Source organism: Roseateles sp. (assembly GCF_046300915.1).
GTDB lineage: Bacteria > Pseudomonadota > Gammaproteobacteria > Burkholderiales > Burkholderiaceae_C > Kinneretia.
On the sequence record NZ_JBKCLH010000112.1, the window covers coordinates 1 to 17,979 of the forward strand.

General features: G+C 66.7%; 21 protein-coding genes. 16 read left to right on the plus strand and 5 right to left on the minus strand.

Features of this window, described 5'->3' with window-relative positions; translation table 11 throughout:
* The 3 genes from ACK5F2_RS08395 to ACK5F2_RS08405 form a co-directional block, all read left to right on the plus strand.
* Window positions 1–937: SulP family inorganic anion transporter (locus ACK5F2_RS08395; protein WP_409864065.1), on the plus strand; the 937-nt coding region annotated here is incomplete at its 5' end.
* Between the two features lie 44 nt (window positions 938–981).
* Window positions 982–1,185 (plus strand): DUF3460 family protein, encoded by a 204-nt coding sequence (locus ACK5F2_RS08400; RefSeq protein WP_409864066.1) that lies wholly within the window; start codon window positions 982–984, stop codon window positions 1,183–1,185.
* Window positions 1,186–1,239: 54 nt separating this feature from the next.
* Window positions 1,240–2,085 carry a segregation and condensation protein A gene (locus ACK5F2_RS08405; RefSeq protein ID WP_409864095.1) on the plus strand — a complete coding sequence of 282 codons (846 nt, stop codon included), beginning with the start codon at window positions 1,240–1,242 and terminating at the stop codon, window positions 2,083–2,085.
* 77 nt (window positions 2,086–2,162) lie between these two features.
* Here the strand turns inward: ACK5F2_RS08405 and ACK5F2_RS08410 are convergent, their stop codons facing one another.
* Both ACK5F2_RS08410 and ACK5F2_RS08415 read right to left on the minus strand, forming a co-directional pair.
* The gene (locus tag ACK5F2_RS08410; RefSeq protein WP_409864067.1) at window positions 2,163–2,897 is read right to left on the minus strand and encodes a response regulator; all 735 of its coding nucleotides are present in this window, start codon (window positions 2,895–2,897) and stop codon (window positions 2,163–2,165) included.
* 171 nt (window positions 2,898–3,068) lie between these two features.
* Window positions 3,069–3,698: an AAA family ATPase gene (locus ACK5F2_RS08415; protein ID WP_409864069.1), complete on the minus strand. Its 630-nt coding sequence runs from the start codon at window positions 3,696–3,698 to the stop codon at window positions 3,069–3,071.
* A gap of 128 nt (window positions 3,699–3,826) precedes the next feature.
* On the opposite strand from ACK5F2_RS08415, the gene ACK5F2_RS08420 reads away from it, so the two are divergent.
* Window positions 3,827–4,258: a DUF1841 family protein gene (locus ACK5F2_RS08420; RefSeq protein WP_409864070.1), complete on the plus strand. Its 432-nt coding sequence runs from the start codon at window positions 3,827–3,829 to the stop codon at window positions 4,256–4,258.
* Window positions 4,259–4,318: 60 nt separating this feature from the next.
* Here ACK5F2_RS08420 and ACK5F2_RS08425 read toward each other — a convergent pair whose 3' ends face one another.
* The 3 genes from ACK5F2_RS08425 to flgA form a co-directional block, all read right to left on the minus strand.
* A complete protein-coding gene (locus tag ACK5F2_RS08425) occupies window positions 4,319–4,732 on the minus strand; it encodes a hypothetical protein (protein ID WP_133605361.1) in 414 nt (137 codons plus the stop codon).
* A 79-nt stretch (window positions 4,733–4,811) separates the two neighbouring features.
* The gene (gene flgM, locus ACK5F2_RS08430; protein ID WP_211343910.1) at window positions 4,812–5,144 is read right to left on the minus strand and encodes a flagellar biosynthesis anti-sigma factor FlgM; all 333 of its coding nucleotides are present in this window, start codon (window positions 5,142–5,144) and stop codon (window positions 4,812–4,814) included.
* A 90-nt stretch (window positions 5,145–5,234) separates the two neighbouring features.
* The gene (gene flgA, locus ACK5F2_RS08435) at window positions 5,235–6,023 is read right to left on the minus strand and encodes a flagellar basal body P-ring formation chaperone FlgA (RefSeq protein WP_409864071.1); all 789 of its coding nucleotides are present in this window, start codon (window positions 6,021–6,023) and stop codon (window positions 5,235–5,237) included.
* A 147-nt stretch (window positions 6,024–6,170) separates the two neighbouring features.
* Here flgA and flgB point away from each other — a divergent pair, with 147 nt between their 5' ends.
* From flgB to ACK5F2_RS08495, 12 genes are read left to right on the plus strand one after another with little or no spacing between them, the layout of a single operon-like run.
* Complete coding sequence (gene flgB / locus ACK5F2_RS08440; RefSeq protein ID WP_133605364.1) at window positions 6,171–6,584, plus strand: flagellar basal body rod protein FlgB; 414 nt, start codon at window positions 6,171–6,173, stop codon at window positions 6,582–6,584.
* A 19-nt stretch (window positions 6,585–6,603) separates the two neighbouring features.
* A complete protein-coding gene (gene flgC / locus ACK5F2_RS08445) occupies window positions 6,604–7,020 on the plus strand; it encodes a flagellar basal body rod protein FlgC (protein ID WP_133605365.1) in 417 nt (138 codons plus the stop codon).
* 24 nt (window positions 7,021–7,044) lie between these two features.
* The gene (locus ACK5F2_RS08450) at window positions 7,045–7,689 is read left to right on the plus strand and encodes a flagellar hook assembly protein FlgD (RefSeq protein ID WP_409864072.1); all 645 of its coding nucleotides are present in this window, start codon (window positions 7,045–7,047) and stop codon (window positions 7,687–7,689) included.
* A 50-nt stretch (window positions 7,690–7,739) separates the two neighbouring features.
* Window positions 7,740–9,221: a flagellar hook protein FlgE gene (gene flgE, locus ACK5F2_RS08455; protein WP_409864073.1), complete on the plus strand. Its 1,482-nt coding sequence runs from the start codon at window positions 7,740–7,742 to the stop codon at window positions 9,219–9,221.
* A gap of 43 nt (window positions 9,222–9,264) precedes the next feature.
* Window positions 9,265–9,996, plus strand: coding sequence for a flagellar basal body rod protein FlgF (locus ACK5F2_RS08460; protein WP_409864075.1), 732 nt, complete (start codon window positions 9,265–9,267; stop codon window positions 9,994–9,996).
* An 11-nt stretch (window positions 9,997–10,007) separates the two neighbouring features.
* Window positions 10,008–10,790, plus strand: coding sequence for a flagellar basal-body rod protein FlgG (gene flgG, locus ACK5F2_RS08465; protein WP_133605369.1), 783 nt, complete (start codon window positions 10,008–10,010; stop codon window positions 10,788–10,790).
* Between the two features lie 11 nt (window positions 10,791–10,801).
* Entirely contained in the window at window positions 10,802–11,482 is a 681-nt protein-coding gene (locus ACK5F2_RS08470; RefSeq protein WP_409864077.1) for a flagellar basal body L-ring protein FlgH, read from the plus strand.
* A gap of 43 nt (window positions 11,483–11,525) precedes the next feature.
* Window positions 11,526–12,671: a flagellar basal body P-ring protein FlgI gene (locus ACK5F2_RS08475; RefSeq protein ID WP_409864078.1), complete on the plus strand. Its 1,146-nt coding sequence runs from the start codon at window positions 11,526–11,528 to the stop codon at window positions 12,669–12,671.
* A complete protein-coding gene (flgJ, locus tag ACK5F2_RS08480; RefSeq protein ID WP_409864079.1) occupies window positions 12,671–13,540 on the plus strand; it encodes a flagellar assembly peptidoglycan hydrolase FlgJ in 870 nt (289 codons plus the stop codon). Before ACK5F2_RS08475 ends, flgJ begins: the two co-directional genes overlap by 1 nt.
* A gap of 32 nt (window positions 13,541–13,572) precedes the next feature.
* Window positions 13,573–15,570, plus strand: coding sequence for a flagellar hook-associated protein FlgK (gene flgK, locus ACK5F2_RS08485; protein ID WP_409864080.1), 1,998 nt, complete (start codon window positions 13,573–13,575; stop codon window positions 15,568–15,570).
* Window positions 15,571–15,575: 5 nt separating this feature from the next.
* Complete coding sequence (gene flgL, locus ACK5F2_RS08490) at window positions 15,576–16,787, plus strand: flagellar hook-associated protein FlgL (protein ID WP_409864082.1); 1,212 nt, start codon at window positions 15,576–15,578, stop codon at window positions 16,785–16,787.
* Window positions 16,784–17,968 (plus strand): EAL and HDOD domain-containing protein, encoded by a 1,185-nt coding sequence (locus ACK5F2_RS08495; protein ID WP_409864084.1) that lies wholly within the window; start codon window positions 16,784–16,786, stop codon window positions 17,966–17,968. Before flgL ends, ACK5F2_RS08495 begins: the two co-directional genes overlap by 4 nt.
* The last annotated feature ends 11 nt before the right edge of the window (window positions 17,969–17,979 follow it).

The window sequence follows — 17,979 nt, forward strand, 5'->3', positions numbered from 1 at the left end:
CTCCAGGGCCGGCCTGCCGGACTTTGCCTGGCCGGCCCTGGAGTGGCAGAGCGTGCAGCGCCTGGTCATCCCCACCCTCACCATCGCCCTGCTGGGCGCCATCGAGTCCCTGCTCTGCGCCCGCGTGGCCGATCAGATGAGCGAGGGCCTGCCGCGCCACGATCCCAACCAGGAGCTGATGGCCCAAGGCGTAGCCAATCTGGTGGCGCCGCTGTTCGGCGGCATTCCCGCCACCGGCACCATCGCCCGCACCGTGACCAATGTACGGGCCGGTGCCACCACGCCGGTGGCGGGCATGGTGCATGCCGCCACCTTGCTGCTCATCGTGCTGGTGGCCGCGCCCCTGGCCAGCGCCGTGCCTCTGGCGGCCCTGGCCGGCATCCTGCTGGTGGTGGCCCTGCGCATGGGCGAGTGGCATGAGTTCGCGCGTCTGCGCCAGTTCAACACCCCCTACCGCACCATCCTGCTCGGCACCTTTGTGCTGACCGTGGTCTTCGACCTGACCGTGGCGGTGGAAGTCGGCCTGGTGCTGGCCTGCCTTTTCTTCGTCTACCGCATGAGCACCCTGTTCCGCGCCGAGCCGCTGGCAGATGCCGGCGGGCTGCCGCCGGGGACCCGGGTGCTGAAGCTCTACGGCTCGCTTTTCTTCGGCGCCGTGGGCAAGGTGGAGGGCCTGGCCGAACAGCTGCCTGCCGACTGCCGCGAGCTGCTGCTGGACATGCAGCTGCTGGTGTCCATGGACAGCTCGGGGCTGGACGCCCTGGCCCAGCTGCAGCGCGCCCTGGCCCGCCAGGGCCGGCGGCTCACGCTCTGCGGCTTCAATCCCCAGCCCGCCAGCCTGATTAAGCGCGGCGGCCTGGCTCTCGCGCTGGGCGAAGACGGCATTCATGCCGATCTGGCCGCCTGGCGTCGGGCCCGCAGCGATGCCGCCCTGTAAAATCCCGGGATTCGAGTCGCAAGACTCTCTAGCTGACGACCACCATGCCTTTGTTCTGGAAGCCCTACAAGTCCGACGTCACGAACTTCATCGATGAGCTGAAGGCCAAGAAGCCCACGCTGGAAGCCGAGCAGCGCGCCGGCCGCGCCCTGCTGTGGGACAAGCCGGTGGACCGCCAGAACCAGGCCGACTTCAGCGCCGCCCGCGTGCCCCAGCAGGCCTACGTCTACCAGACCAAGAGCGACTAAGCCTCGGGCTTTGCGGACCTGCCCAGCAGAACTCACCGCGTGAGCGATCCCGCCCTGCTGGTGCCCGAGCTGCCTCCCGAGTCCGGCGAGGCGGCCCAGGTGCTGCCGCACACCGTGGACGGCGTGGCCGTGGCCCGCCTCTATGGCGAGCCGCTATTCACCCTGCCCCAGGACCTCTACATCCCGCCCGAGGCGCTGGAGGTGTTTCTGGAGGCATTCCAAGGCCCGCTGGACCTGCTGCTCTACCTGATCCGGCGGCAGAACTTCAATATCCTGGACATCCCGCTGGCGGACGTGACCCGCCAGTACCTCAGCTATGTGGAGCAGATCCGCTCCACCAATCTCGAGCTGGCCAGCGAGTACCTGCTGATGGCAGCCATGCTGATCGAGATCAAGTCGCGCATGCTGCTGCCGCCCAAGAAGACCGAGGACGGCAGCGAGCCCGAGGATCCGCGCGCCGAGCTGGTGCGCCGCCTGCTCGAGTACGAGCAGATCAAGCTGGCCGCCGCGCGCCTGGATGCCTTGCCCGTGCTGGGCCGCGATTTTCTGCGGGCCCAGATCCATATCGAGCAGTCGCTCACACCGCGCTTCCCCGATGTGGAGGTGGAGGATCTGCGCCAAGCCTGGCTGGACATCCTCAAGCGCGCCAATCTCAAGCAGCACCACAAGATCAGCCGGGAGCAGCTCTCGGTGCGCGAGCATATGAGCATCGTGCTGCGCCGCCTGCAGGGCCAGCGCTTCGCCCTCTTCGAAGACCTGTTCGAGGTGGACCGCGGCCCCCAGGTCCTGGTCGTGACCTTCATCGCCATGCTGGAACTGGCGCGCGAGCGTCTGCTCGAGATCACCCAGGCCGAGGCCTTCGCCCCCATCTACGTGCGCCTGGCCTACGCGCCAAGCTGAGCCGCAGCCCCATCAAGCACAAAGCCCGAGGTCCCGGCCGGTTCCTCGGGCTTTGCTGCTGATGGAAACTCGGGCGATCAGGCCGGCGAGCGCCAGGTGGAGAACTGCGCGTCCGGCTGGCGCTGCAGCATCTGGCCCACGGCCAGCACGGCCTGGGTGCGCGAGCTCACACCCAGGGCCTTGAGCACCGCGGCCACATGGTCCTTGATGGTTTCCACCGACACGCCCAGCTCGCGGGCGATGATCTTGTTGGGCTTGCCTTGCAGCAGCAGGGCCAGCACATCGGTCTGGCGTGGGGTCAGGGACAGGCCGTCCAGGCTGCCCGGGGTCTGAAAGCCCGGCGCGCTGGCCGCCTGCTGGATCTGCTGCAGGCGCGGATTGCCGACCACGGTGGGCACCGACTCCGAAGGAACCTCGTGCCCCAGACTCATAGGCGGCACATAGATGCCACCCGACATCACCAGCTTGAGCGCCTGGGACAGCATCTCGGTGCTGCTGCGCTTGGGCACAAAGCCCATGGCACCCTGGTCGATGGCGCGTATCACATCGCTGGCGCGGTCCGAGGCCGAGATCACGACCACAGGCAGGGCCGGATAAGCGGCACGGAACTCGTCGAGCACATCGAAGCCGCTGGCATCGCCCAGCTGCAAATCCAGCAGGACCAGGTCGAACTCCTGGCTGTCCTTGAGCAGGCGGCGGGCCGCGGCGGCACTGTCCGCACCGATGACCTGGACGTCGTCACCCAGGCCCTCGATGACGGTTTGCAGGGCCGACAGGATCAGCGGGTGATCATCAATGAGCAGTACTTTCATGCTCGGCCCCTCTTTGTTATGTAGCGCAATGCTCGGTCTTATTCATGACTACCGGGCCGCATCATAGAAGAAGGCATGCACCGGGCGGCACACCCCTCATGGGTGATAGCCCCCTCGGATCAGTTCGCAATGCAAACAAATCAAGCCGCTGGCGCATCGGCCTGCCGCGTCTCAGCCCAGCCAGGCCAGCAAGGTCTGCCATTGCGCCAGATCACGCTCAACCCGTCCGGGCGTCACATCCCACAGGCTGAGCCCTCGCGCGGCGAGCTGCACATAGTTCTGTGTATCGCGCAAGGGCCCCAGAACCGGCAGGTCCAGGCCCTGCACGAACTGCTGGAGTTGCTGGGCCGATAGCGTGCCCTCCCGCGTTCGCATGGCCACCAGGGCCAGCATGGGCCCCCGCCCGGTTTGCCGGCGCAGCGTTTGCAAGGTCTGCAGGAATGCATAGCTGGCCTGGATGTCAAAAAGGCTGGGCTGCAGGGGAATGAGCAAGCGGTCGGCCAGCCCATAAGCGGCAGCGAGTCGTTTGCCATGCAAGCCGGCGGGCGTGTCCAGCACCACATGACTGACACCCTTGGGCGGCTTGGCCAAGGTCTTGCCCTCGGACTTGCTCAACTCCCAGCCGCGAATGCTGGGCAGGCCCGCGGGCCGCTGAGCCAGCCACTGGCGCGAGGACTGCTGGGCATCCAGGTCACCCAGCATGACCGCATGCCCCTGCCGAGCCAGATAGCCGGCGATATTGGTGGCCAGGGTGGACTTGCCCACCCCACCCTTGGGATTGGCGATCATGATGACGGGCATGACTCAGTCTCTCGGATTGGCAATGCCAGGCAGGCTGTGGCCCCTGGCGCGTGGATGGGCTGATGGTAGCGACACCGGCGCGCCCCGCCTATCGCCCAACCATGTTCCGGGACTGCGACAATGAAGCCATGTTCGCCCCCTCTCAAATCGAGGTGCGCCGCTTCTTCTGCGCCACCTACCGCAAGCTGCGTGATGGCAGCCCCCTGATTCCCATGGAAGCCTTGGCGGCCCGCTGGATCGAGGAGCACCCGGAGTACCACGCCGAACTCGCCGACGAGGAAGCCGCGGTCAATGCCGTCTACACGGTGGAAGAGGGGCGCACCAACCCCTTTCTGCATCTGTCCATGCACCTGACCATCAGCGAGCAGCACTCCATCGACCAGCCCACCGGCATCCGCCAGGCCCTGGACCTGCTGGCCGCCAAACGCAACTCGGCCCACGAGGCCCAGCATGCGGCCATGGACTGCCTGGGCGAGATGATCTGGGCCTCGCAGCGCAGCGGCCTGCCGCCCGACGGTCACGCCTACCTCGACTGCGTGCGCCGCAAAGCCACCTCCTGAAAAGCAAAAAGCCACCCTGGGGTGGCTTTTCTGTCTGGGTGGTGCGAATCCGGGCGTGCTTCAGGCTTGGTAGGAGCCGCCGCCCAAGGTCTTGCGCTCACTCTTGCCCATGGCCGAGTACAGGCCGGTCGCCTCGCCCGGCATCAGCACATCGATGGCGCGGTCCAGGGCTGCGGTCGCCCGTGCCAGCGACTCGCGCTGCGCCGCCACACGCCCACCGGCCTGAACCAGGCGGTGACGCAGATTGGGCGGAACCTGTCCGGCGCGCGCCGCTTCGCTGAACATGGCAATCGCCTCGGCCAGGGCCTGGTGCAGCGCGCTGGCGTGCAACTCAATGGCCTGAGTGTCCCGGCGCAGCAAGGCCTCGCCCAGCAGATTCAGGCAGCTTTCGACGGCCAGCAGCGGCTGCTCCAGGGTCTGACCCAGGGCCACATTGGGCGCGTCATTGATGTCGGTGGGGGGCAAGGCGTGCATAACGGTGTCCGCCGCAGGCGTTGATCTCGTTCGGCTGAAGGGCTGCTCATCCGGCTTCCAGTCAGGCCGGGAACCGTCCTCAGTGCGGTGTGGCTCGGGCCAGCATTTCCTGTGCATTGGCGATCAGCTTGTCGGCGATCGCATCGGCATTGATGCTGAAACGGCCCTCGGTGATGGCTTGGGAAATGCGCCCCACCTTCTCGGCGTCGAAGCTGCCCTCCTCCGCCACGCCGGACAACATGGCACTGGCGGTGCTGGACAGTTTGATCTGGGCGCTGGCATCCGGGGCCTTGCCGGCCACGGCGGGTGCCTGGCGAGCGCCACCTCGAGGGGCTTCGGCTGCGCCGTTGGTCCCGACCGGCGTCGAGGCCAACTTTTCGGGGCTGTTACCGATTTTCATGCTGATCTCCAAAGCTCGGGACGGTCCGCAAACCGCCCTGGTTGCTCGGTGTATCGACCCGTTGCGCCGGGACTTTAGGGAATTCCACGGACCAAGGCCTGCTCATAGCAAAACCTCCACACGCCGCTCGCCAACCGCGCGCCCCGTCACGGTGCGCCCGTTCTCAAAGCGAACTCTCACATTCTGCCCGTCGAAGCCAGGCTCCAGGGCCTGGGCCTCACCGCTGACCGCATAACCGCGGCCGCTGGCCAAGACCTGGACGCGCTCGCCCACGGCAAACCAGCGTCGGGCCTTGAGATCGCTGCTGCGCACCGCCTCGCCGGGCACCAGAGGGCGCTGCAGGCTGCGTCCTTCGAGCAGGCCGGTGTCCAGAAAGACCTGCCCCATCTCGGCAGCGATATCGACTTCGGCCGTCTGCAGCAGGGGGGCGCTGAGCGTCGTGCCAGCCGGCAAGGCCTGGGCCGCCACCACCGCACGCGCATGCACCATCACTTGCACCGGCAGGGTGACATTCCAGCGGGCGCCGCCGGGACCGGTTCTAGCCCCGTCCAGGCAGCGCAGCCCGATGCGGGTCTTGCCCCACATGCGCTGCCCCTGCGGCAGATAAGGCTGGACCTCGCGACAGGGCGCCAGCCGCAGCCGGCTGTCCAAGGCCCCCAGTTGCACGGCCACCCGAGCCCCCTGGGGCGCACCGGCCCTGGCGCCCGAAAGCGCCAGCTCCTGCACATGCCCCACCAGGTCCGCCGGCAGGTCCGCCGAGGCTTGGCCCGGCAGCGACGCGCACAAGCCCGCCACCGTCAGCAGCAACACCCCGTTTGCCAGGGTGGGCCGCCGACTCGGATGGCGCTGCGTGGCATGCACGGCAGCGGGAGCTTGGGCGTTTTGATCCATGGCAGCCACTGTAGACGCCCCGCCCCCTCCGGTTTGTGCCGAAATGCACAGCAAAGCCCATGCTTTTCCCGCTCATGTTTTCCGGACCGCCCAACACAATCCCATCCAATCGCCCAGGCTGCCAGCACTGTATGGAGGGCCCACACCATGATCAACCGACTGACCAATGCACTGAACTTCCAGGCCCAGGCCCTGAGCCTGCGCTCGGAGCGCCAGCGCCAGCTCGCCAGCAATATCGCCAATGCCGACACCCCGGGCTATCAGGCCCGGGACATGGATTTCGCACGGGCCTTGCGTGAAGCCACGGGGTCGGCAGCCGTTCCGGGCGCGCTGAACGTCACCGCCAAGGGGCATATGGCACCGCTGGCCGGCGCCCGGGCCGATCACGAGAAGCTCTACGCCAGCTCCGCCCAGACCAATCTGGACAGCAACACGGTGGACATGGACCGGGAGCGCGCCAATTTCGTGGACAACACCGTCAAGTACGAGGCCACGCTGCGCTTCATCAACGGCAGCGTGCGCACCACGCTGGATGCGATGAAGTCGCACAACGCGGCCTGACGCACCGGGAGCCTGAATCATGTCCATGTTCCAGATCTTTGGCATCTCCGGCAGCGCCGTCAGCGCCCAGAGCCAGCGCCTCAATGTGGTGGCCAGCAACCTGGCCAACGCCGACACCGTGGCCGGCCCCGACGGCCAGGCCTACAAAGCGCGCCAGACCGTGTTCCAGACCGCCTTGCTGGGCGCGGGCAACAACCTGGGCACGGCCGGCGTGCGGGTGGCCCAGATCACCGAGGACCAGAGCCCGGGCCGACGCGTGCATGACCCCAAGCACCCCCAGGCCGATGCCGATGGCTATGTGACCTACAGCAATGTCAGCAGCGTGGAGGAGATGGTCAACATGATCTCGGCCTCGCGCTCCTACCAGAACAACGTCGAGGTGATGAGCACGGCCAAGAACCTGCTGCTCAAGACCTTGCAGATGGGCCAGTCCTGAGCGGACTGAAGCGGAGCCACCCCCATGGACGTCACCAGCCTCAACCAGACCCTGAGCGGCGGCAAGTCGCCGGCCGTGAGCAAGAACGCGGTTGAAACCCAGGACCGCTTCCTCAAGCTGCTGGTCGCCCAGATGCGCAACCAGGATCCGATGAACCCGCTGGACAACGCGCAGGTGACCAGCCAGATGGCGCAGATCCAGACCGTGTCCGGTATCGCCACCCTGGACAAGTCCATCCAGTCCCTGAGCAGCCAGTTCGGCCAGATGCTGCCCCTGCAAGGTGCGGCCCTGCTGGGCCGCCAGGTCAGCGTGCCGGGCAACAAGCTCTCCACCAGCGAGGCCACGGCTCGCGGCGCCTACGAGCTCAGCAGCCCGGCCGACCGCGTCAAGCTGGAGGTGCTGACCCCCGCCGGCACCGTACTGGACACGGTCGAACTCGGCGCCCAGGGCAGCGGCCTGCAGCGCTTCGAGTGGAACACCGAAAAAGGCAAGGCCTACCCCGAACTCGCCTTCCGCATCACCGCCACCAAGGGCAGCAGCACGCTCAGCAGCAGCACCTATGCCGTGGACAAGGTGGCCTCCATCGGCGCCAGCGCCACCGGCACCCTGCAGCTGCAACTCGCCCGCCTGGGCGTCATCGATTACGGCAGCGTCAAGTCGATTGACTGAGCCGACGCGCCCCGCCCCACGCCACTGAACGCCCCGTCCGAGGATTCATCATGAGCTTCCAACAAGGTCTCTCCGGCCTCAATGCCTCCAGCAAGAACCTGGAGATCATCGGCAACAACATTGCCAATGCCAACACCTTTGGCAGCAAGGCGTCGCGGGCCGAGTTCGCCGATCTGTATGCGGCCTCCCTGAGCGGTGCGGGCACCAGCTCGGTCGGTATTGGCACCAAGCTGAGCACCGTGGCCCAGCAGTTCACCCAGGGCAATATCACCATCACCGAAAACCCCATGGATCTGGCCATCAACGGCGGTGGCTTCTTCCAGCTCAGCGATGGCAAGAACCCCACCTTCTACAGCCGCAACGGCCAGTTCAAGGTGGACAAGCAGGGTTTCATCGTCAACAACGACAACCTCAAGCTGCTGGGCTACAGCGCCGACGGCACCGGCGCCATCAAGCAGGGTCTGGCCCAGCCCCTGCAGCTGCCCACCAAGGGCATCGAGCCCCAGGCGACCAGCACGGTCAAGATGGAGTTCAACCTGGACTCGCGCGAGAAGGGCTCGGCCCCCTATACCCAGCCCGACCCCTCGCAGCCCAACTACAAGGTGGATGTGCTGCCGCCCAAGATCCAGTTCGCGGACAACACCACCTACAACAAGGCCACGTCCTACACCGCCTATGACCAGAAGGGCCAGCCCATCGCGGTCACCATGTATTTCCAGCGGGCCAACCCGCCCATGCTGCAGGACCCGCTGACCAATAAGTGGGTGGCTGACCCCAACGGCGATACCGTTTGGAACATCTATGTAACGGCCAATGGCACGCCGGTGCAGCAAGACGCGCAGGGCAACGTCACCACCAGCACCACGGACGCCAACGGCAACTACGCCACGACCTCGCCCTTCACCCGCATCGTCTTCGGACCCAAGGGTGGCGTTCCCAAGTCCACCGATGCTGACGGCAACGCCCTGCAGCTCGACGATATCGCCCTGATCCTGCCGCCGGGCGTCAATGCAGGCGGCGCCCCAACGCTGCGCGTGCCCTACGACGATCCGGCCAACCCCGCCCCGCCCGATCCGGTGACGGGCAAGCTGCCCCATATCGCCCTGGACTTCTCCCAGATCAGCCTCAACGGTTCCAGCTTCGCCGTGACCGATCTGAGCCAGAACGGCTATGCACCGGGCCAGCTGACCGGCATCCAGGTGGAGAAGAACGGCATCGTCACCGCACGCTATTCCAACGGTCAGTCCAAGGCCGCCGGCCAGATCGAGCTCTCCACCTTCCGCAACAACCAGGGCCTGCAGCCCCTGGGCGGCAATATCTGGGCGCGCTCCAATGCCTCGGGCGAGCCGGTTTCCGGCGTGCCCGGCGACGGCAATCTGGGCGTTCTGTCCCCGGGTTCGCTGGAGGAATCGAATGTGGACCTGACCGGCGAGCTGGTGAATATGGTGACCGCCCAGCGCGTCTACCAGGCCAATGCCCAGACCATCAAGACGCTCAATGATGTGCTGCAGACCCTGGTCAACCTGCGCTGAGGCCGCAGGGCAGCGCGCAGGCAATTAGCGAGAGGACCCAGGCATGGACCGCATGATCTACCTGTCGATGGCCGGGGCCAAGGCATCCATGCAGCGCCAGGATGTGCTCTCGCACAACCTGGCCAATGCCTCGACCAACGGCTGTCGCGCCGAGTTGCAAGCTTTTCGCGCCGTGCCCGTGCGCGGCGACGGCGCCACCACACGCGCCTACGCCCTGGAAACCACCGTGGGCTACAGCGATGCCGCCGGCCCCGTGACCCCCACCGGCCGCAATCTCGACGTGGCCATGCAGGGCAATTCCTGGCTGGCCGTGCAGGCCATGGATGGCACCGCGGCCTCCACGCGCGCCGGCGCTCTGGATGTGAACGCCGAGGGCCTGCTGGTACTGCGCAACGGCCTGCAGGTGCTGGGCGATGGCGGCCCCATCAACGTCCCGCCCGACAGCACCTTGCAGATCGGCAGCGACGGCACCCTCACCGCCAAGCTGGCCACGGGCAACCCCGTGAACATCGGCCGGCTCAAGCTGGTCACGCCCGCGACCACGGCCCAGCTCACGCGCGGCGATGACGGTCTGTTCCGCGCCGCCGATGGCGACCTGCCCGCCGACGCCAACGCACGCCTGCAGGACGGCGCCCTGGAAGGCAGCAATGTCAGCGCTGTGGAGACCATGGTCAGCATGATCGCCGCGGCCCGCCAGTTCGAACAGCAGATGAAGCTGCTCCAGATCGCCCAGACCCAGGGCCAGCAGACGGCCAAGCTGCTCGGCACGACCTAAGGAAAACCGCCATGATTCGCTCGCTCTGGATCGCCAAGACCGGCATGGAGGCCCAGCAAACCCAGCTGGACACCATCTCCCACAACCTCTCCAACGTCGCGACCAATGGCTTCAAGCGCTCGCACGCGGTGTTCGAGGATCTGATCTACCAGAACCTGCGCCAGACCGGGGCCAACACCACCGAGCAGACCCAGCTGCCTACGGGCCTGCAGGTCGGCCTGGGCGTGCGCCCCGTGGCCACCGCCCGCATCTTCAGCCAGGGCAATCTGCAGCAGACCACCAACAATCTGGACCTGGCGATCAAGGGCAATGGCTTCTTCCAGATCCAGATGCCCGACGGCACCACCGCCTACACCCGTGACGGCAGCTTCCAGCTGGACGCCAACGGCCAGATGGTGACGAACAACGGCTACGCCCTGCTGCCCGGCATCACCGTGCCGGCCAATGCCCTGAGCGTCACCGTGGGCGCCGACGGTACGGTCTCCGTCACCGTGCCGGGCACGCCTCAGCCCCAGATCCTGGGCCAGATCCAGTTGGCCAACTTCGTCAATCCGGCCGGTCTGGACCCGCGTGGCCAGAATCTGTTCGGTGAAACAGCCGCCTCCGGCGCCCCCAATGCCGGCGCCCCCAACGCCAATGGTCTGGGCGCCCTGCAGCAGGGCTTTGTGGAAACCTCCAACGTCAATGTGGTGGAGGAGCTGGTGCAGATGATCCAGACCCAGCGCGCCTACGAGCTCAACTCCAAGGCGGTGCAGACCTCGGATCAGATGCTGCAGAAGCTTGCCCAGATCTGAGGAGTAGCCAGATGAACCGAGGCCTGAATCTGCTTGTGCTGAGCATCGCAGCCACCCTGGGCGGCTGCGCCAGCGTGGTGCCCCCCACCCCGAGGGTGGAACTGGTGGACACGCCCGTGGTGCAGCTACCCCAAAACGCCGGCAGCGTGCCGCTCAACGGCGCCATCTACCAGCCCACCAGCTACCGGCCGCTGTTCGAAGTTCATCGCGCCCGCCTGGTGGGCGACACGGTGACCATACAGATCACCGAACGCATCAGCGCCAGCCAGAGCTCCAGCAGCGCCCTCGACCGCAAGGGCAGCCTGAGCGGCAGCATCACGGCCCTGCCGGGTGTGGCCGGCAACTCCTTTGGCCGGGCCGGCGTGGGCGCAAGCTCCACCTCGGCCAATGCCGGCAAGGGCAGCAACCAGAACAGCAATGACTTCAGCGGCACCATCACCGCCGTGGTGGTGGCCGTGCTGCCCAACGGGCATCTGATGCTCAGCGGCGAGAAGCAGATCGGCGTGAACAGCAATGTGGATGTGCTGCGCTTCTCCGGCCAGGTGGACCCACGCTCCATCCAGCAGGGCAATACCGTTTCCTCCACCCAGATTGCCAATGTGCGGGTGGAGCAGCGGGGCCGCGGCCCGCAGGAGAATGCTCATCAAATAGGCTGGTTGTCCCGCTTCTTTTTGAGTCTTTCGCCCACTTAAGTTTGCCCAGAATCGGTTGCACGAGTCTCACCGTGCAACCGCCATGTCCACCCGAACCCATCTCCTGCCCAAGCCGCTGTCCGGGCTTGCCATCGCGGCGCTGAGCGGGCTGGCCTTCTGCCTGATGTTGGCGGCCCTGCCCGCCCAGGCGGCGCGCATCAAGGAAGTCGCCTCGGTGGCTGGCGTGCGCTCCAACCCCCTCACCGGCTACGGCTTGGTGGTGGGTCTGGATGGCACGGGCGACCAAACCACCCAATCCCCCTTTACCGGCCAGAGTTTGGCCGCCATGCTGCAGCAGTTCGGTGTGGTGCTGCCGCCGGGCGTCACCATGCAGCCGCGCAATATCGCCGCGGTCATGGTGACCACCCAGTTGCCCGCCTTTGCCCAACCGGGCCAGCCCCTGGATGTGGTGGTCTCCTCCATGGGCAATGCCAAGAGCTTGCGCGGTGGCACCCTGATCGCTACCCCGCTGCGCGGTGCCGATGGGCAGGTCTATGCCCTGGCCCAGGGCAATCTGGTGGTCGGCGGCGCCGGCGCCTCGGCCGGTGGCTCCAAGGTGCAGATCAATCACTTGAGCGCCGGCCGCATTCCGGGCGGCGCCACCGTGGAACGCAGCGTTCCGACGGCCCTGCAGATGGGTGACAGCATCCAGCTGGATCTCAACGCCGCCGACTTCAACACGGCCCGCGCCGTGGCCGCCGCCATCAACCGTGCCAAGGGCGCGGGCACGGCCCAGGCCCTGGATGGTCGCGTGGTACGCGTGCGTGCCCCCAGCAATCCGGATGAGCGGGTCAGCTTCCTGGCCGAGATGGAGAACCTGCCGCTGGAGCTGGCCACACCGGCCGCCCGGGTGGTCATCAATGCGCGCACCGGTTCCGTGGTGATGAACCAGGCCGTGACCCTGGCGCCCTGCGCGGTGGCCCACGGCAATCTTTCGGTCACCATCAGCTCCACGCCGGTCGTCAGCCAACCCAATGCGCTGTCTGGCGGTCAGACCGTGGTGGCGGAGAAGACCGACATCTCGGTCAAGCAGGAGCCCGGCGCCCTGATCAATATGCCGGCCGGCACCAAGCTGTCCGATGTGGTCAAGGCTCTCAATGCCATGGGTGCCACCCCGCAGGATTTGCTGGCCATCCTGCAGGCGATGAAGAGTGCCGGCGCCCTCACGGCTGAGCTGGAGGTCATCTGATGAACAGCCTGCGCAATACCCTGAGCCCGCCCGCCGGGAGCGATACCCGTTCCATCGAGGCGCTACGCGCCGCAGCGGCCCGAGATCCCAAATCCAGCATCAAGGAGACTGCACGCCAGTTCGAAGCCCTCTTCATGCAGGAGGTGATGAAGAGCATGCGGGCCTCCACCCTGTCCTCCGGCCTGCTGGACAACTCGGCCACCCAGCTGGGCACCGAGATGCTGGACACCCAGTTCGCCGGCAAGATGACCGGCCTGCCCGGCGGCTTGTCCGAAGCCATCGCCCGTCAGCTGCAACGCCAGATGGGCATCAGCGACAGCAAGAGCGCCGCCGAGGCCGCCAAGCCCCTGCAGCCCCTGCCCGCCCTGGCCAGGAAGAACGTGGCTCCGCATGTGCAGAGCTTCATCCAGCGGCATGACGAGGCGGCCCGCGCCGCCCAGGCACAGACCGGCATTCCCGCCAGCTTCATGATCGCCCAGGCCGCCCACGAGTCGGGCTGGGGCCGGCGCGAGATCACCGCCAAGGACGGCACGCCCTCCTTCAATATCTTCGGCATCAAGGCCACACCCAACTGGACCGGCAAGGTGGCCGAGGTCACCACCACCGAGTACGTGGACGGCAAGCCCCAGAAGGTGGTGGCCAAGTTCCGTGCCTACGGTAGTTACGAAGAGGCCTTCAAGGACTATGCTCGTCTGATCGGCAGCAACGAACGCTATCGCGATGTCGTGGCCAAGGCCCAGGCCGGCGCGGGGGCGGAAACCTTCGCCCAGGGCCTGCAGAAGGCCGGCTACGCCACCGACCCCGAGTACGCCAGCAAGCTGGCGCGCGTCATCAACACCACGGTGCGCGTCCAGCGCGCCCTGGCCTGAGGCGCGTCAGCCCCGAGTAGGAAGGACGATTCATGGGAACCTCCGCACTGCTGTCCCTGGGCATGAAGGCGATGTTCGCCAACCAGGCCGCGCTGCAGACGGTCAGCCAGAACATCGCCAATGCCAACACGCCCGGCTACTCGCGTCAGCAGGCCGTGCTGACCACGGCAGACGGCCAGTTCACCGGCGCCGGCTTCTTCGGCAAGGGCGTGAACGTCGAAACCGTGGTGCGCTCGCACAACCAGTTCCTGACCCGCGAGGCCGCCAGCTCCAAGTCCCTGGCCTTCATGGACTCCACCCGTCACGCCCAGCTGCAGCAGCTCGAACGCCTGATGCCCCCTGGGGCCGAGGGCCTGGGCCAGGCCGCCAACCAGTTCCTCAACGCCATGGTGGACGTGGTCAGCCGGCCCGCCGACCCCTCGGCCCGCCAGGTGGCGCTGGGCCGGGCCCAGGAAGTGGCGGCACGCTTTTCGGGTGCGGGCGTCCAGCTCGCGGACCTGCAAGCCGGCGTGGTCAGCGATCTGCGCGCCAATATCGACGTGGTCAACCAGCTTTCCAAGCAGATTGCGGCGGCCAACGACCAGATTGCCCGCACAACAGGTGCCCAGCACAGCCCCAATGACCTGCTGGACAAGCGCGACCAGCTGATCTCCGAGCTGAGCCAGTACCTGCAGGTCACCACCCTGCCTGCCGAGGACGGCACCGTCGGCGTCTTCATCGGCGGCGGCCAGCGTCTGGTTCTGGGCAACCAGGCCCAAAGCCTGACCACCACACCCGACCCCTATGACAACGCCCGCGTGCGCCTGAGCATCACCGAGGCCAGCGGGGCCCGGGTGATTGACGAGAGCAGTCTCACCGGCGGCTCCATCAGCGCCCTGCTCACCTACCAGAACCGCGACATCCAGGATGCCCGCAACCTGATCGGTCAGATGGCCATGGCCCTGGGCACCCGAGTCAACACCCAGCAGTCCCTGGGCCTGGACCTCTCGAACCCGCCCGGCGCGGGCGCCCCCCTCTTCGATCTGGGGCCGCCGCGCGCCCTGCCCGCCGGCCCCCCTGCGCGCAATCCGGACGGCACCTACGCCACCAATATCGATCTGAAGATCGTGGACCCCACGCTGGTTCCCGCGGCCAGCTTTGTGCTGCGCCCCGTGGTCGGCAATCCTGGCCAGTACCAGCTTACCCAGCGCCCCGACGGCGCCCCGGAGGCCATGACTGCGGCGCAGGTCGAGCAGCGTTTTGGCATTCAGATCGTGCAGAGCGGCGCCCCCATGGCCGACACGGACAGCTTCCTGCTGGAACCCGTGGCCGAGGCTGCAGCCGGGATGCGCCGCATCCTGGACAGCACCAACGGCCTGGCCGTGGCTTCGCCCATCACCGCCGTGAACAATACCGGCAACAAGGGCACGATGACCGTGGAATCGCTGTATGCGGTCAACAGCAAGCTCGACATGACCAAAGTGCCCATGAGCGTGCAGTTCGGCGCGGTCAATCCGGCAGACAACACGGTGGCCTACTCCATCACCATGTCCGATGGCAGTGTGGTCAACGGCAACTGGAAGGCCGGCTCCGCCATCGGCAACGAGCCGCTGGCGGGCATAGACCTGGGGTTCGAACTGCGGCTCAACGGCGTGCCTCGTCCGGGTGACTCGCTGGACATCGGAGCCACCAAGTTCCCGGCGGCCAACAACTCCAACGGCAAGGCCTTCCTGAACCTGCAGAAGGAGAACATGGTGGGCCGGGTGCTGCTGGCCGATGGCAGCCTGAGCCGCGGCGCCACCATCACCGACGCCTACGCCTCGGCCATGAGCGATATCGGTGCCCGGGTTCAGGGGGCGAAATACCTCTCAGGCGTGTCCAGCGCGGTGGCCAGCGACGCCGAGAGAGTCCGAGCCGGACAGGCCGGGGTCAATCTGGACGAGGAGGCCGCGCGCCTGATGCAGTACCAGCAGGGCTACCAGGCCGCCGCCAAGGTGCTGCAGGCCGGCCAGAAGATCTTCGACGAGTTGCTGCAGCTCTCACAGAGGTAAGCGCCATGCGCATCGCGACTTCCAATATGTTTGACACCAGCATCTCCACGCTGCAGCGGCGGCAGGAGATGCTTCAGGACAGCCAGCAGCGCCTGACCTCCGGCAAGCGCGTGCAACTGGCCAGCGATGACCCCACCGCCGCGGCACGGGCCGAGCGCTCGCTCTCGGCCATCGGTCGCATCGATGCGAATCAACGGGCTCTGGAGGCCAGCCGCAACAGCCTCACCCTGGGCGAAAGCGCGCTGGGCGACGCCACCGAAATCATGCAGCAGGTGCGCGAGTCCATGGTCGCGGCCGGCAATGCCAGCTACAGCGACAACGAGCGCCGCGGGCTTGCCGACAAGATCGCCGGCCTGCGTGACCAGCTGCTGGCCATCGCCAACCGCCCCGACGGCGGTGGCGGCTTTCTCTTCGGTGGTCAAGGCTCGGCCAACCCACCCTTCCTGGACCAGCCCGGTGGCGTGAGCTACACCGGCGTGCCGGGCCAGATCGCCACCGGCAATCTGGACAGCTTCCCGCTCACCGTGGACGGGCGCGCGGCCTGGGAGCAGGCCCGCACCGGCAATGGCTCCTTCGTCACCGAGTCCCTGCCCAACCTCAACACCAATGCCCCCGCCAAGAGCTGGATCGATGCGGGGCGCGTCACCAACCCCAGCCTGCTCACGGACAACAGCTACCAGATCCAGATCAGCGGCACGGGCGCCGGCGCCAGCTATACCGTGATCAACACCACAACCGGCGGCATCGTGGCCACGGCCGCCTTCGCCTCCGGCAAAGCCATCGAGTTCGACGGCATGGCCGTCACGCTTTCCGGTGCCGCCGCGGACGGTGACCAGTTCAGCATCAACCCCTCCACGGCCAGCCTCAAGGTCTTCGACGTGCTGGATCGTGCGGTGGGCGAGCTGCGCACCCCCTTGCGCAACAATGTCCAGATCGCCCAGAGCAATATCGGGCGTATCCGGGATATCGAGGCCCTCATCGGCAATATGCAGAGCACGCGCAGCCAGATCGGCGAGCGCATGAACAATCTCGACGGCACCGAATCACGCATGGCCGACCAGAAGCTCTACAACCAGAGCGAGCAATCGGCCGCCGAGGACGTTGATATGGTGCAAAGCATCTCCGACTTTCAGAACCAGCAATCGGGCTACGATGCAGCCCTGAAAACCTATGCCTTGGTGCAGCGCATGTCGCTGTTCCAGTACATCAATTCATGAGCTCCAACACCAGCACGCACCCCATTCTCGGCAACTTGGCCCTGGGCTATGCGCCCATGATCGACGCCCAGCGTCAGGTGTTGGCGACCCGCCTGACCTTGATGCCGCTGCGGCCGGACGCCCGCCTGCCGGTGGCTGAGCTCAAGGCCGCCGTCAACGAGGCCTGGCCCACTGGCACGGCCGTGATCAGCGTGCTCAACGAAGCCTTGCTCGCCGGCTTGCTCGCAGATCCACCGGCAACACATCTGATGCTGGAAGTGCCGGCCTTCATGGCGGCCGACCATGCACAAGCCCTGCTGGATCTGCGCAAGGCCGGCCACACCCTGCTGCTCAAGGGCCGCCCCCTGCAGCCCCTGGCGCCCGAGCTGCAGGCCTGCTTCAAGTACCAGCTGCTGGAGCTTGATGACGACAGACAGCAAGCCCTGCCCCCCGGCCCCAGCAAGCTGCTCACCGGCATGCGGGGTGCCGAGGCCGTGGACGAGGCCTTCAAGCGCGGTGCCGCCGCCGTGCTGGGCTGGTCGGTGTCGGACGAGCCCTTCGAGGCCGCGCCGGGTGCCACGCGCAGCGAGGTCCAGGCCGATCTTCAGGTGATCGTGCAGCTGATGAGCCAGGTGGACCAGGGCGAGGACATCGACAAGCTCGAAGCCACGCTCAAGCGCGACCCCAGCCTGGCCTTCAAGCTGTTGCGCTACATGAACTCCGCAGCCTTCGGCCTCTCGGTCGAGGTGTCCTCCTTCCGCCACGCCATCATGCTGCTGGGCATGGCCCGGCTCAAGCGCTGGCTGGCCCTGCTGCTGACCACCGCCAGCAAGGACCACGCGCTGCGCCCCGTCATGTACGGCGCCCTGCGTCGAGGTCTGCTGATGGAAGAGCTGGCACAGAGCATGGACGACCGGGAGATGCGCGATGAGATGTTCATCTGCGGCCTATTCTCCCTGCTCGACCATATGCTCAAGCAACCCTTTGCCAGATTGCTGCAGTCCATCCCCGTGCCGGAGCGCGTGCGTCAGGCCCTGGTGGAAGGCAACGGCCCCTACCGCCCTTACCTGGATCTGGTGCGCGCCATCGAGGCCGAGTCCGGCTTCGACTACCGGCATGCTGCCGAGCAGCTGATGCTGGGGGCCGAGGAAATCAATCACGCGGTGCTGCGCGCCCTGGCCAAGGCCGGGCAGCTCGAGTAAGCCCGCTCGCT

What these genes read in the sequence shown, in the direction of transcription:
- ACK5F2_RS08420 (WP_409864070.1), top strand. Translation starts at nt 3,827, where the DNA reads ATGTTCGCCCCCTCTCAAATCGAGGTGCGCCGCTTCTTCTGCGCCACC.
- ACK5F2_RS08410 (WP_409864067.1), bottom strand. Translation starts at nt 2,897, where the DNA reads ATGAAAGTACTGCTCATTGATGATCACCCGCTGATCCTGTCGGCCCTG.
- flgA (WP_409864071.1), bottom strand. Translation starts at nt 6,023, where the DNA reads ATGGATCAAAACGCCCAAGCTCCCGCTGCCGTGCATGCCACGCAGCGC.
- flgC (WP_133605365.1), top strand. Translation starts at nt 6,604, where the DNA reads ATGTCCATGTTCCAGATCTTTGGCATCTCCGGCAGCGCCGTCAGCGCC.
- flgJ (WP_409864079.1), top strand. Translation starts at nt 12,671, where the DNA reads ATGAACAGCCTGCGCAATACCCTGAGCCCGCCCGCCGGGAGCGATACC.
- ACK5F2_RS08425 (WP_133605361.1), bottom strand. Translation starts at nt 4,732, where the DNA reads ATGCACGCCTTGCCCCCCACCGACATCAATGACGCGCCCAATGTGGCC.
- ACK5F2_RS08415 (WP_409864069.1), bottom strand. Translation starts at nt 3,698, where the DNA reads ATGCCCGTCATCATGATCGCCAATCCCAAGGGTGGGGTGGGCAAGTCC.
- flgB (WP_133605364.1), top strand. Translation starts at nt 6,171, where the DNA reads ATGATCAACCGACTGACCAATGCACTGAACTTCCAGGCCCAGGCCCTG.
- ACK5F2_RS08400 (WP_409864066.1), top strand. Translation starts at nt 982, where the DNA reads ATGCCTTTGTTCTGGAAGCCCTACAAGTCCGACGTCACGAACTTCATC.
- flgK (WP_409864080.1), top strand. Translation starts at nt 13,573, where the DNA reads ATGGGAACCTCCGCACTGCTGTCCCTGGGCATGAAGGCGATGTTCGCC.
- ACK5F2_RS08495 (WP_409864084.1), top strand. Translation starts at nt 16,784, where the DNA reads ATGAGCTCCAACACCAGCACGCACCCCATTCTCGGCAACTTGGCCCTG.
- flgL (WP_409864082.1), top strand. Translation starts at nt 15,576, where the DNA reads ATGCGCATCGCGACTTCCAATATGTTTGACACCAGCATCTCCACGCTG.
- flgE (WP_409864073.1), top strand. Translation starts at nt 7,740, where the DNA reads ATGAGCTTCCAACAAGGTCTCTCCGGCCTCAATGCCTCCAGCAAGAAC.
- ACK5F2_RS08475 (WP_409864078.1), top strand. Translation starts at nt 11,526, where the DNA reads ATGTCCACCCGAACCCATCTCCTGCCCAAGCCGCTGTCCGGGCTTGCC.
- flgG (WP_133605369.1), top strand. Translation starts at nt 10,008, where the DNA reads ATGATTCGCTCGCTCTGGATCGCCAAGACCGGCATGGAGGCCCAGCAA.
- ACK5F2_RS08450 (WP_409864072.1), top strand. Translation starts at nt 7,045, where the DNA reads ATGGACGTCACCAGCCTCAACCAGACCCTGAGCGGCGGCAAGTCGCCG.
- ACK5F2_RS08460 (WP_409864075.1), top strand. Translation starts at nt 9,265, where the DNA reads ATGGACCGCATGATCTACCTGTCGATGGCCGGGGCCAAGGCATCCATG.
- ACK5F2_RS08470 (WP_409864077.1), top strand. Translation starts at nt 10,802, where the DNA reads ATGAACCGAGGCCTGAATCTGCTTGTGCTGAGCATCGCAGCCACCCTG.